The following is a 12,198-nucleotide window of genomic DNA, read 5'->3' as shown; positions in this document are numbered from 1 at the left end:
CGGCAGGCGTCGTGCGCCGTCGGGACGATGGGATCAGCCTAGCGAGCGCGCGTACGCTCGCAGCGTGACCGAGACGACTGTGGACAACACCGAGACCGCCCGCACCGCCGTGGAGTTCTGGTTCGACCCGAACTGCCCGTGGGCCTGGATGACGAGCCGCTGGGTCGGCGAGGTCGAGCGCCAGCGCCCGATCGACGTGACCTGGAAGGTGATGAGCCTCTTCGTCCTCAACGAGGACCAGGACATCCCGGACGATTACCGGGAGCGCATCCACACGGGACAGCTCTACCCGCGCATCGTCACCGCCGCGCTGCTCCGTCACGGCCAGGACGTCGTCAAGCCGCTGTACGACGCGCTCGGCGAGCACGTCCACCACCGCCAGGAGTCCGACCCCGACCAGGTCGTGCCCGCCGTGCTCCGCGAGCTCGACCTCGACGAGGACCTGCTCGAGTACGCGTGGACCGACGAGGTCGACCAGGCCGTCCGTGCGAGCCACCAGGACGGCATCGACCGGGTCGGTCAGGACGTCGGCACCCCGGTCATCGCCGTCGAGGGCACCGCGTTCTTCGGCCCGGTCATCTCCCCGGCGCCGAAGGGCCAGGAGGCGCTCGACCTGTGGGACGGCGTCGTCGCCGTCGCGAAGGTCCCCGGCTTCTTCGAGCTCAAGCGTTCGCGGACGGTCGGTCCGATCTTCGACACCGTCGAGTAGCCCGGCCGGCGTCCACGACGCGACCGGTGGACGGACGGACGGGAGGCGCGGTGCGGCTCCGCCCCGCGCCTGCCGTCCGTCCGACGCCCCGTCAGGACAGGGGCAACCGCATCAGGGTCAGGTCGAGCCACCGGTCGAACTTCCGCCCGACCTCGGGCAGCACGCCGACGGTGGTGAAGCCGAGTCGCTCGTGGAGGGCGATCGAGCCGGTGTTCGTCGAGCAGATGCCCGCCATCAGGACGTGCACGCCGGCCGAGCGGGCGTGCGCGACGAGCGCGTCCATGAGCACGGTGGCGATGCGCCGACCGCGGAACGCCGGGACGACGTAGACGCTGTGCTCCACGGTGTGCCGGTACCCCTGGTGCGGCCGGAAGGCGCTGTAGGTGACGTACCCGGCGACGGCGCCGTCGACCTCGGCGACCAGGACGGGCAGCCCGGCAGCCCGGCGCTCCGCGAGCCAGCCGTCGAAGTACTCCCGCGGGTGCGGCTCCTCCTGCCAGATCGCGGTCGAGTGCAGCACGGCGTCGACGTGCAGGGCGTGGACGACGTCGAGGTCACGCGGCTCGCAGTCGCGGACCGTGACCGAAGACGCCGACCCCGTCGCATATGCTATCGCCATGTCTCAGATCGTAGACGACTTCTCGGCGACGGTGGAACCGGTCACCGAGCACCCGGACGACGCCGACCAGCGTCGCCTGGGGGAGCGACTGCAGCGCCTCCGCACCGAGCGGAAGTGGAGCCTGACCGAGCTCGCCGAGGAGTCCGGTGTCTCCCGCGCGATGATCAACCGCGTCGAGCGCGGGGTGTCCAGTCCGACGGCGACGATCCTCGGGCGGCTGTCCGGGGCGTTCGGACTCACGATCTCGCAGCTCCTCGACGAGGCACTCGACCACGAGGTGCCCAGGGCGACCGACCCGGACGAGGCGCGTGGCGTCCAGCGCGGGGTGACCGCCGACTCCTGGACCGATCCCGAGACCGGGTACCGCCGTCGTCCGGTCTCGAGTGCCGACTTCCCCGCGGACGTCACCGAGGTGCGCCTCCCGGCCGGTGAACAGGTGGCGTACCCGGCGTCCGCCTACGCGTTCCTCCGGCACTGCATCTGGGTGGTCGACGGCGTGCTCGAGGTCGTCGTCGGCGACGAGCCCACCCGGCTCGGTGCCGGCGACCGCATCGAGCTCGGTGAGCCCGCCGACGTGGTCTACCGGAACCCCGGCGCGGAGCCCGTGCGGTACGTCGTCGTGGTGGTCCGGGCCCCTCGGGGCCGGGAATAGGATCGGAGCCATGCGCATCCACCTCGGAACGGACCACGCCGGCCTCGAGTTCACCAAGACCCTCGCCCAGCACCTCACCGAGGCGGGGCACGAGGTCGTCGACCACGGGCCGACCGAGTACGACGCGCTGGACGACTACCCGTCGTTCTGCATCAACGCCGCGCACGCGGTCGTGCAGGACCAGCGCGCGGGCGTCGAGGCGCTCGGCGTCGTCTTCGGCGGGTCGGGCAACGGCGAGCAGATCGCCGCGAACAAGGTGGAGGGCATCCGCGCCGCGCTGGTCTGGAACGAGTCGACCGCGCTCCTCGCCCGCCAGCACAACGACGCGAACGTCATCTCGATCGGCGCGCGCCAGCACACCGAGGAGGAAGCGATGCGCTTCGTCGACCTCTTCGTCGCCGAGCCCTTCTCGGGCGAGGAGCGTCACGCTCGCCGCATCGCGCAGCTGGCCGAGTACGAGACGACGGGGCACATCGCCGGTCGGCAGATCGACGAGTAGTCCGGGTAGACAGGACCGATGCCAGAGGGTCACTCCGTCCACCGCATCGCGAACCAGTTCTCCCGGCACTTCGTCGGCAAGCGCTGCGAGGTCTCCAGCCCGCAGGGGCGGTTCGCCGCCGGTGCCGCCCAGCTCGACGGCAAGCGCATGGTCGCCGCCCGGGCCGTGGCGAAGCAGATGTTCCTCGAGTTCGAGGACGACCTGTTCCTCCGGGTCCACCTCGGGCTCTACGGGGCGTGGGACTTCGCGGGCGTGATCTCGTCGGCCGAGGCGCTGTCCGAGGACGGCGACGGCGAGGAGTCGCTGTCGTCGATCGGCGCCCCGCGGCTCGCCCGGTACCGGATGGCCGAGCAGGAGAAGTCGGAGGACCCGATCGAGTCCTTCCCACCGGACCCGGTCGGGCAGGTGCGCGTCCGCATCCTGACCGAGGACACCGTCGCCGACCTCCGCGGTCCGACGGCCTGCGTCGTCGAGGACCCGGCCGGGGTGCAGCGCGCGCTCGACAAGCTCGGGCCGGACCCGATCAACGACGACGGCCCGGAGGCCGAGCAGACCTTCGTCGACAACGTCCGGAAGCGGAACGTCGCGATCGGGCAGCTGCTCATGGACCAGGCCGTCGTCGCGGGCATCGGCAACATCTACCGGGCCGAGCTGCTCTTCCGGCAGCGCATCGACCCGTACAAGCCCGGCAGGAAGATCACCGTCGAGCAGGCGAAGGCGCTCTGGCAGGACTGGTCGAAGCTGCTGCACGCGGGGGTCCGTGACGGCCTCATGCTGACGATGGACGACCTGTCCGAGGCCGACCACGCCAAGGCGGTGCGCTCGCGGAAGGACCGCCACTGGGTGTACCACCGCGAGGGGGAGCCCTGCCGGGTGTGCGGCACCGAGATCCGGATGGCGGACATGGCCGGACGCAAGCTCTACTGGTGCCCGAAGGACCAGGAGTAACGCCGGGGACCAGGAGGAGCCAGGGGACGAGGAGGCGCCGGGGCCGCTACAGGTCGCGGTGCGTGAACCGTCCCGCGATCGCGGTCCCGAGCACCTCGGCGTGCCGCAGCGACGCCGAGTCGGCGACCGCCAGCGGGTCCGCGGCGAGCAGCACCAGGTCGGCGACGTCGCCGACGGACACCCCGACCCGACCGCCCTCGGTCGAGCCGCGCCACGCGGTCAGCGCCGCCAGCCGCTCGGACGGGTGCCACGGTGTGCGTCCGTCGCGGTCCCGCCCGACCGCGGCCGCCATCGACACCCACGGGTCGAGCGGCGCGACGGGAGCATCCGACCCGAGCCGGAGCTCCGCACCGGCCCGGTGCAGCGACGCGAACGGGAAGGCCCGGTCGGTCATGCCCGCCCAGTACCGGTCCGCGATGTCCCGATCGTCCATCGCGTGCTCGGGCTGGACGGACGCAGCGACCCCGAGCCGGGCGAACCGGTCGACGTCGGTGTCGACGAGCAGCTGGGCGTGCTCGATGCTGCCCCGCGCGCCCACGGCCTCGAACACGTCGAGCGCCAGGGTGTTCGCCCGGTCGCCGATCGCGTGCACGGCGGGGACGAGTCCGGCGTCGACCGCGCGCCGGACCATCGCGACGAGATCCTCGAACGGGTACGCGAGCACCCCCTCGCCCGATGTCAACGCGGCGGTCCGGGTGCCGAGCGAGCCGTCGGTGATCACCTTGAACGGACCCGTCCGGACCAGGCCACGGGTACCGTCCACGACGTCGCCGGTCCGGAGGCCACGGGCGATCGCCGCGTCGAGGCCGCCCGGGTACACCCCGCAGTCCACCCGCAGGCCGTCGGTGCCGGCGCGGACCCGTCGCGTCCAGCGGTCGAGTCCGGACACCATCTCGAGGTCGACGACACGCGTCACGCCGCGGGCGGCCGCTGCGTCGACCGCCTCCGCCGCCCAGTCGTCGAGCACGTCGTCCGGCACCCGGGACAGCACCGCGGTCACGTCGAAGGCGTCCTGCTCGCGCAGGACCCCGTCGTCCCCGGCGGCGAGCGGCCGTCCGACGAGCGCCGAGCAGTGGGCGAGCGCGAGCGCGTTGCACCACACGGCGTGCAGGTCGGCGCTGATGACGACGACCGGGAGGCCCGGTGCGGCACCGTCGAGCAGCTCGCGTCGTGCGGGGCGCGGCCAGGTCCCGTCGCGGTAGCCGTGGCCGACGAGCACCAGGTCCGACACCCCGGTGCGCGCGACCGCGGCGAGCGCCTCGGCCGTCGCCTCCGCCGACGTGCAGGCGGACACGTCGACGCGCCGGCGGACCAGGGCCCACTGGTCGAAGTGCACGTGGTGGTCGACGAGCCCCGGACCGAGCCACGCGCCGTCGGTCTCGACGACGTCGGTGTCGGCGCCCGTGGGCGGGTCGAGCGTGCCGGCGGGGGCGACCGCGTCGACGCGGCCGCCGACGATGCGGACGTCGCACGGCGCGCCGGAGGTGCCCACCCGGCGGACGGTGCGGAGCAGGACGTCGGTCACGATGCCTCCCGGTCGTCCCGGCGCGCCACCTGGGCGCGCTCGACGGCGTCGGCGAGCGCTGGCGAGGCGTACGGGCCGTCGCCGCGGAGCCCGGCGACGATCCGCTCGACGACCTCGGGAGCCTTGTTCTGCGAGAGCTTCGCGCGGGCGTCGAACCGGGTGACCCGGATGCGGATGCCGACGGTGCCCTTCGCCGCGCGGCGGGCGGTCGCGGGGTCGACGTCGAGGGACACCGGCTCGGGCATCACGCGCTCGAAGTGGTCGACCAGCTCGCCGAGCACCCGGAAGTTCTCCTCGTCGGACAGGATCTCCGGCGTGCCCCAGCAGTGCGCCGTCACGTGGTCCCAGGTCGGGACGAACTGCTCCGGTGGGTACCAGGCGGGGGAGACGTAGCCGTGCGGGCCCTGGAACACGACGAGGACCTCGTGCTGGCCGAGCTCGTGCGCGACCTCGTCCGGTCGGCCGACGTGCGACACGAGGACGAGCGCGTCGGGATCGTCGTCCGGTCCCGGCGCCTCGAGCAGGAACGGGTAGTGCGAGGCGACGAGCCCCTGGGCGGTGTGCGACACGATCGTCGCCCACGGGTGCCCGTCGATCAGACGTCGCACCTCGTCGACGTCGGTCATGAGGAAGTGGGGTGTGTGCCGCATGCGACGAGCGTGGCACATGCGAGGCTGGTCGGCATGGAGAAGCGCGCCGCGTACGAGTCCGTCCTGCCCTACGTCCGTGAGTGGATCGACTACAAGGTGTGGCAGCTCCGGCTCCCGGGCGTGCAGGTCGCGATCGGATTCGAGGACGAGGTGCTGTTCTCCGAGGCCTGGGGTCACGCGGACGTCGAGGCCGGACGGCGCCTGACGACCACGGACCTGTTCCGGATCGCGTCGCACTCGAAGACCTTCACCGCGACCGCGCTGCTGCAGCTCGCCGACGCCGGCGCGCTGCGGCTCGACGACACCGTCGGGTCGTTCGTGCCCGCCCTCGTCGACGCCGGGTCGCCGATCGCCGACGCGACGGTGCGCGAGCTCATGGAGATGGGCGGCGGTGTCGTGCGTGACGGTGCCGACGGCGACCACTGGGCGCTCGACCACCCGTTCCCGGACGCCGACCAGCTCGTCGCGCTCGTGGTCGAGGGCGGCGCGAAGGTCCCCGTCGGCTCGGCCTTCAACTACTCGAACCTCGGCTACGGCCTGCTCGGACTCGTCATCGAGGCCGTCACCGGCACGACCTACGCCGAGCACGTCCGGCGTGCGATCGTCGAGCCGCTCGGACTCACCGGCACCGGGCCGGAGTACGACCCGGCGCGCGAGGACGAGTTCGTCGTCGGCTACACGGGCCTGCACACCGCCCGCACCCGCCAGCGTGTCCCGCACGTCACGACCGGGGCGCTCGCCGCGGCGACGGGCTTCCACGGCACCGCGTCCGACCTCGTCCGGTACTTCTCGGCGCACGTGCCCGGCCGGGGTTCCCTGCTGTCCGACCACGCGAAGCGCCTGGCGCAGCGGAAGGCCTGGAGCGCGCTCGACACCGATCCGGCCGCGCGCGGCTACGGCGCGGGCTTCATCGTCGACCGGATCGGCGGGCGCGAGGTCCGTGGGCACTCCGGCGGCTTCCCCGGACAGATCACCCAGACGGTGTTCGACCCGGCGTCGTCGCTCGTCGTCTCCGTCCTGACGAGCAGCGCGACCGGCCCGGCGGGGATGCTCGCGACGGGCATCGTGCACCTGCTCGACGCCGCGGCCGACGAGCACGCCCCCGGCCCGGAGCTGCCCGCAGATGTCGACACCACGCGGTACACCGGACGGTTCACGACCTTCGAGGGGATCACCGACGTCGCACGGGTGGGGGACCGGTTGCTCGCGATCGACCCGACGCAGCCGGTGCCGACCGAGTCCCCGGTGCGCCTGGCCGTCGTCGACGAGGACACGCTCCTGATGGCGTCGGGGAACCGCTTCGGCTCGGTGGACGAGCGCATCACCTACGCGCGCGGCGAGGACGGCACCGTCGTGTCGTTCCGCGGGGACAGCGGCATGACGCACCGCCCGTGGTCGGTCCCCGAGGAGTCCCCGGAGGTCGCCGCCGCCCTCGTCTGACGGCGCGACGGGCACAGGGGGTGGGGACAACCCCACCCCCGATCCGGGAGACGGCAGGATGGGACGCGGGGACGGGCTCCGTGAGGCTGGACCCATGACCGACACCGACCGCCTCGACCAGGCCGAGACCGTCCCGCTGGACGACCACGCCGCCGATCGTGCACAGACCGTCCCGCTCGACGGAGCCGTGCCCGAGGGAGCCACGAAGCCGATGCCCGAACAGCCCCGCACGCCCGACGGCGGCCCGTCCTCGGCGCCCTCGGGATGGGGTGCGACACCGACCACGGGGCGGGCGTCCGCTCCGGGGGAGCAGCCCTTCGCCGCCGCGGGTGCAGCGGGGCAGCAACCCTTCGCCGCCGCGGGTGCGCCGGGCAACGGGGGTGGTGCCGGCTCCGGCATGACCGCCGGTCGCTTCTACCGCGAGGCCTGGCGTCGCCTGCCGCGCGACTTCGGCTACATGGCGCTGACGGCCGTGCTGCTCTGCACGCTGTACGCGGCGTTCCCCGCGGCGCTGTTCGGACGGGGCCTGCGCGACCTGTTCAACCCGTTCGTGCTCCTGATGTTCTTCATCGCGCTGTTCGTGGCGCGGTGGCTCGGCCAGTTCGAGAAGACCCGCATCGGGTGGGCAGACCCCCGGCCGATCCGTCCGGTGGACTGGACGCCGCGGTGGCAGCAGAACTGGTGGACGCGCACCGGGTCCGCGGTGGCGAACCCGCACTACTGGCTGTACCTGCTGCACGCGGCCGTGGTCTACCCGCTCGCGGCACTCGTGACCGTGGGAGCCGGTGTCGTGCTCCTCGCCGGGTTCGCCTGGCCGTTCGTGGTCGCCGTCGCATGGGGCTTCCTCGGCGTGGGCGGCATGTACCTGCCCAGCTCGGACAGTGGTGCGCTGCTCGCGATCGGACTCCTCGGCCTGCTGTCGATGGCCGCGTCGGTGGCGCTCCTGCCCCTCTGGGCACGTGGCTCCGTGCTCGCCCACTACTGGATCGACCTCGGTCTGCTCGGTGGCTTCCGTGCCGAGCAGCTCGAGCAGCGCGTCGCCGGGCTGCAGGCCTCCCGCGCGGGTGCCGTGACGGCCGAGGGCCAGGCTCTGCGCCAGATCGAGCGCGACCTGCACGACGGTCCGCAGCAGCGGCTCGTCCGGCTCCGCATGGACCTCGCCGCTGCCGAGCGCGCCTTCGACCGCGACCCGGAGAAGGCGAAGCGGCTCATCGGCGAGGCGACCGAGCACGCGCAGGACGCCCTCGACGAGCTCCGCGCCCTGTCCCGCGGCTTCGCACCGCCGATCCTGCTCGACCGCGGACTCGTGGCAGCGCTCGAGGCACTGGTCGCCCGGACGCCGATCCCCGTCGGGCTCGACGTCCGCCTGCCCGAGGGGCTCGAGCTCGCGACGGAGATCCAGCGCAACGTCTACTTCACGGTGAGCGAGCTCCTGACGAACACGACGAAGCACGCCGGTGCCTCGACGGCCGGCGTGTACCTCGGGCTCATCGTCGACGCCTCGGGCCTCTGGTACCTGACGGTCAGCGTCACCGACGACGGCCGTGGTGGCGCACGACCGCAGGAGGGCCACGGCATCGAGGGCCTGATGGGTCGGATGCGCGCCCTCGACGGCGAACTCGTCGTGAACAGCCCCGAGGGTGGTCCGACCGAGGCCACCGCCCGGATCCCGCTCGGAGCCCTGAACGGCGTCCCCGTCGTCCGCGGGTGACGGCGTCGGGAGCGGCCCGGCGCCACCGTCGGCGCACCCGCTCCCACTAGGCTGGTCGGCATGAGCGACGGCCCGGGTGCAGCACGCATCCGGGCCGTCGTCGTCGACGACGCGGTGCTCCTGCGCGAGGGGCTCGCCCGCGTGCTCGACGAGGCCGGCATCGACGTCGTCGGCCAGTACGCCGACGCGGACGCCTTCCTCGCCACGCTGCCCGACGGTGCCCCCGACGTGGTCGTCATGGACGTGCGGATGCCGCCGACCTTCACCGACGAGGGTGTGCGCGCCGCCGTCGCCACCCGCCGCCTCGCACCCCGCACCGGGGTCCTGCTGCTGTCCCAGTACGTCGAGGCCACCTACGCCGAGGACGTCCTGGCCGCCGGGGCGACCGGCATCGGGTACCTGCTCAAGGACCGCGTGACCCGGCTCGAGGAGATCGACGACGCCGTCCGGCGCATCGCCGCGGGTGGCACCGTGCTCGACCCCGAGGTCGTCACGCAGCTCATGGGTCGCCGGCGGGACCCGCTCGCCGCCCTGACGCCCCGCGAGCGCGAGGTCCTCGGGCTGATGGCCGAGGGGCGCACGAACGCCGCCATCGCCCGTGCGCTCGTGATCGGCACCGGAGCCGTCGAGAAGCACGTGTCGAGCATCTTCGGCAAGCTCGCCCTGGAGGACACCGGTGAGGACCACCGCCGCGTCCTCGCCGTGCTCGCGTACCTCGGCTGACCCGACGCATGGCGACCGCACCGTGACCCGCGTCCCCGCACCGGTGCTCGCCCTCGCCGCGATGCTCTCGGTGCAGATCGGTGCCGCGCTGGCGAAGACCCGCTTCGACGAGGTCGGGTCGGTCGGTGCCGCTGCGCTCCGGCTCGTCATCGGTGCGCTCGTGCTCCTGCTCGTCGTGCGCCCGCGCGTCCGGCACTGGACCCGCGGGCAGTGGACGGCCGCGCTGCTGCTCGGCCTCGCGCTCGGCGGGATGAACGTCTTCATCTACGTGGCCTTCGCGAGCATCCCGATCGGCGTCGCCGTGACGATCGAGTTCCTCGGGCCGCTCACCCTGTCGCTCGCGCACACCCGACGGTGGCGGGACGTCACGTGGGCGGCCCTCGCGCTCGCCGGGGTCGTGCTGCTCGGTGTCGGTCCGGCCGCGGTCACCGCGGTCGGGGGCGTCGTCGCCGCGATCGCCGCTGCCGCGTGCTGGGCGGGCTACATCGTGATGAACCGGCGGGTCGGTGCCGCCATCCCCGGGGTCGACGGGCTGGCGGTGTCGATGGTCGTCGCGATGCTCGTGTCGCTGCCGACCGGACTCCGTCCGGCCGTCGACGGCGTGGTCGGGGACCCGTCGCTGCTGCTCGTGTTCGCGGGTGTCGCGCTGCTCTCCACCGTGCTGCCGTACGCCCTCGAGATGCTCGCGCTCCGCCGGATGCCCACCCGGGTGTTCGGTGTGCTGCAGAGCCTCGGTCCGGCGATCGCGGCCCTGGCGGGCCTCGTGGTGCTGCACGAGGAGCTCGCGGTGCAGGAGGTCGTCGCCCTGGCCTGCGTGAGCGTCGCCAGCGTCGGGGTCACCCTGTCGGCGCGACGCGGTCGCGCGCGACCGGACGCGGGTCGGACGGGAGGCGCGGGGCAGGTTCCCTGACGTCGGGGACGTCCGTCGTGCCTCCCGGCCGACCGCCTACTCGGCGCGCAGGAAGTCCGCGTACGTGGGTTCCGACTGCACACCCGACAGCAGGGCCGGATCGTTGATCCGGCGCTCGACGTAGGCCGCGATGACCTCCGGCGGGGTGAGCACGTGGGCGACCCAGGACGGCACCTCGTTCCTCTTCACAGTGCCTCCTCTCGTCGGGTCGTGGCCGTCGAACTTCTCGATGATCGTGTAGTTCGACGAAGCGGTACGGGCAGAACGATCCTCGTGATGCGGGTGGAAGTCAATGCGGTGCGTTCCCCGGATGCCGTGGGTCGGCGCGGAGCGTGCGGTGCTTCACGGCCGACCGCCAGACCCAGGCGTCGGCCTGCTGCCCGAACTGCGCCCACTCGACGAGCACGGCGTCACGGGTCCAGCTCTTCGCGAAGCCCTTCACGCGGATGTGGAACGTGGGGAACTGGATCCACGCCCACACGGGTGCGGGGGTGACCGCGTGGCAGACGTCGGGCCCGCGGGCATCCTCCGACAGGGAGTAGGCGCGCGGGCGTTCGACCTCCGGGTGTTCCGGGGGCTGCCACCGGTTCTCGCGACGCCGTCCCACAGGGGTATTCGAACGTGTGTTCGAACCGGCGTCAAGTCAGCCGCGCGGTCAGCGTGGGGATCGGCCGCCGTGCGGGCGTGTCGGTGCGCGACCGGTGGAGTCGCGCACGCTCAGGGTCAGCGAGGGGCCGGGGCGTGAGGGCAGGACCGCGCCCGAGTCGATCTGCTCGCGCAGGAGCACGGCGGCCCGCTGCCCGAGCTCGACCGTGTCGCGGGTCAGGGACGTGATCGCGGGGCGCACGAGGCGGATCATCGCGGAGTCGTCGAACGAGACGATCGACACCGCGCGGGGGACCGCGATCCCCATCTCGCTCGTGACGCCGAGGCCGGCGACGGCGAGCACGTCGTTGTCGTACACGATCGCGGTCGGCCGGTCGGTGCCGGACAGCAGCGTCCGCGTCGCACGGGCGCCGGCCTCCGCGGAGTAGTCCGTCGGGATCGACACCGTCCGCTCGAGCCCCTCGGTCGCGGCGAACGTCTCGAGGCGCGCCGTGCGCATCGCCGTGTGCTCGAACTCCGGAGGACCGGCGACGTGGGCGATGCGGCGGTGACCGAGGGCGTGCAGGTAGCGCAGGACGGTCTCGGTGGCGTCGGAGTCGTCGATCCAGACGCTCGGCGCCGCACCCGCCGGTGACGGGTGGGACCCGACGACGACGGCCGGCATCCCGAGCTCGGCGAGCAGGGCCAGGCGGTCGTCGTCCTGTCTCGGGTCGATCACGACGACGCCGTCGACCCGGTGGCCTCGCCACCAGTCCCGGTACGTCTGGAGCTCCTCGTCCGCATCCCGCGCCACGAGCAGGGTCATGCCGACGTGGGTGCCCGCGAGACCGAGCTGGATCCCGGAGATCAGGTCGCCGAAGAACGACTCCGTCCCGAGGGTGCGTGCGGGCCGGTTCAGCACGAACCCGATCGAGCCCGCCCGGGCTCCACCGAGCGCGCGCGCCGCGGTGTGCGGCTGCCAGTCGAGCTCGCGCGCGATCTCCTGCACCCGTCGACGGGTCTCCGGGGAGACGCCCGGTCGGTCGTTGAGCGCGAACGACACCGCGCTGATGGACACGCCGGCTCGGGCGGCGATGTCGGCGATCGTCGTCCGACGCTTCGGTTGCACGGGGTTGACTATAACGCTTTAGTCCCGCACAGTGGCACGCAACCCGGTTGCAGCACACGACGGCTGAACCGCTTGAGCAGGATGACGAAGGAGTCACA

14 protein-coding genes are annotated in these 12,198 nt (G+C 72.9%); 8 read left to right on the top strand and 6 right to left on the bottom strand.

Annotated features, from left to right (window positions below; genetic code table 11):
* Positions 1-64 precede the first annotated feature (64 nt).
* Positions 65-709 carry a DsbA family protein gene (locus ACIP6W_RS00830; RefSeq protein WP_066653084.1) on the top strand — a complete coding sequence of 215 codons (645 nt, stop codon included), beginning with the start codon at positions 65-67 and terminating at the stop codon, positions 707-709.
* 91 nt (positions 710-800) lie between these two features.
* Here ACIP6W_RS00830 and ACIP6W_RS00825 read toward each other — a convergent pair whose 3' ends face one another.
* Positions 801-1,328, bottom strand: coding sequence for a GNAT family N-acetyltransferase (locus tag ACIP6W_RS00825; RefSeq protein WP_400427694.1), 528 nt, complete (start codon positions 1,326-1,328; stop codon positions 801-803).
* Between ACIP6W_RS00825 and ACIP6W_RS00820 the strand changes: the two genes are divergently transcribed.
* Genes ACIP6W_RS00820 through ACIP6W_RS00810 form a run of 3 tightly spaced genes read left to right on the top strand, consistent with a single transcriptional unit; the run spans position 1,327 to position 3,427 of the window.
* Positions 1,327-1,980 carry a helix-turn-helix domain-containing protein gene (locus tag ACIP6W_RS00820; RefSeq protein WP_251154768.1) on the top strand — a complete coding sequence of 218 codons (654 nt, stop codon included), beginning with the start codon at positions 1,327-1,329 and terminating at the stop codon, positions 1,978-1,980. The genes ACIP6W_RS00825 and ACIP6W_RS00820 overlap by 2 nt on opposite strands.
* Before the next feature lie 10 nt (positions 1,981-1,990).
* On the top strand, positions 1,991-2,479 hold the full coding sequence (locus ACIP6W_RS00815; RefSeq protein ID WP_251154769.1) for a ribose-5-phosphate isomerase: 489 nt from the start codon (positions 1,991-1,993) through the stop codon (positions 2,477-2,479).
* A gap of 18 nt (positions 2,480-2,497) precedes the next feature.
* The gene (locus tag ACIP6W_RS00810; protein WP_251154770.1) at positions 2,498-3,427 is read left to right on the top strand and encodes an Fpg/Nei family DNA glycosylase; all 930 of its coding nucleotides are present in this window, start codon (positions 2,498-2,500) and stop codon (positions 3,425-3,427) included.
* A 46-nt stretch (positions 3,428-3,473) separates the two neighbouring features.
* Here the strand turns inward: ACIP6W_RS00810 and ACIP6W_RS00805 are convergent, their stop codons facing one another.
* Both ACIP6W_RS00805 and ACIP6W_RS00800 read right to left on the bottom strand, forming a co-directional pair.
* Positions 3,474-4,952: an amidohydrolase family protein gene (locus tag ACIP6W_RS00805; protein WP_311205906.1), complete on the bottom strand. Its 1,479-nt coding sequence runs from the start codon at positions 4,950-4,952 to the stop codon at positions 3,474-3,476.
* Positions 4,949-5,602, bottom strand: a complete 654-nt coding sequence (locus ACIP6W_RS00800) for an FMN-binding negative transcriptional regulator (protein ID WP_400427690.1) — start codon at positions 5,600-5,602, stop codon at positions 4,949-4,951. The genes ACIP6W_RS00805 and ACIP6W_RS00800 overlap by 4 nt, the downstream gene beginning before the upstream one ends.
* Positions 5,603-5,635: 33 nt before the next feature.
* Between ACIP6W_RS00800 and ACIP6W_RS00795 the strand changes: the two genes are divergently transcribed.
* From ACIP6W_RS00795 to ACIP6W_RS00780, 4 genes are all read left to right on the top strand, one after another.
* A complete protein-coding gene (locus ACIP6W_RS00795; RefSeq protein WP_271825948.1) occupies positions 5,636-7,042 on the top strand; it encodes a serine hydrolase in 1,407 nt (468 codons plus the stop codon).
* A gap of 94 nt (positions 7,043-7,136) precedes the next feature.
* Positions 7,137-8,753 (top strand): sensor histidine kinase, encoded by a 1,617-nt coding sequence (locus tag ACIP6W_RS00790; RefSeq protein ID WP_400427687.1) that lies wholly within the window; start codon positions 7,137-7,139, stop codon positions 8,751-8,753.
* A 60-nt stretch (positions 8,754-8,813) separates the two neighbouring features.
* Entirely contained in the window at positions 8,814-9,476 is a 663-nt protein-coding gene (locus ACIP6W_RS00785) for a response regulator transcription factor (RefSeq protein ID WP_271825946.1), read from the top strand.
* Positions 9,477-9,498: 22 nt separating this feature from the next.
* Positions 9,499-10,386 carry an EamA family transporter gene (locus tag ACIP6W_RS00780; protein ID WP_400427685.1) on the top strand — a complete coding sequence of 296 codons (888 nt, stop codon included), beginning with the start codon at positions 9,499-9,501 and terminating at the stop codon, positions 10,384-10,386.
* A 36-nt stretch (positions 10,387-10,422) separates the two neighbouring features.
* On the opposite strand, the gene ACIP6W_RS00775 is transcribed toward ACIP6W_RS00780, so the two are convergent.
* The 3 genes from ACIP6W_RS00775 to ACIP6W_RS00765 all read right to left on the bottom strand — a co-directional run bounded on the left by ACIP6W_RS00775 (position 10,423) and on the right by ACIP6W_RS00765 (position 12,100).
* On the bottom strand, positions 10,423-10,575 hold the full coding sequence (locus ACIP6W_RS00775; RefSeq protein ID WP_158407736.1) for a hypothetical protein: 153 nt from the start codon (positions 10,573-10,575) through the stop codon (positions 10,423-10,425).
* Positions 10,576-10,675: 100 nt separating this feature from the next.
* Complete coding sequence (locus ACIP6W_RS00770) at positions 10,676-10,993, bottom strand: hypothetical protein (protein WP_066653100.1); 318 nt, start codon at positions 10,991-10,993, stop codon at positions 10,676-10,678.
* Between the two features lie 48 nt (positions 10,994-11,041).
* On the bottom strand, positions 11,042-12,100 hold the full coding sequence (locus ACIP6W_RS00765; RefSeq protein WP_400427683.1) for a LacI family DNA-binding transcriptional regulator: 1,059 nt from the start codon (positions 12,098-12,100) through the stop codon (positions 11,042-11,044).
* Between the last annotated feature and the right edge of the window lie 98 nt (positions 12,101-12,198).

It is taken from the genome of Curtobacterium sp. NPDC088465 (assembly GCF_044753165.1).
GTDB lineage: Bacteria > Actinomycetota > Actinomycetes > Actinomycetales > Microbacteriaceae > Curtobacterium.
The sequence above is the reverse complement of the archived record's forward strand: the minus strand, read 5'-3'. Positions and strand labels throughout refer to the sequence as shown.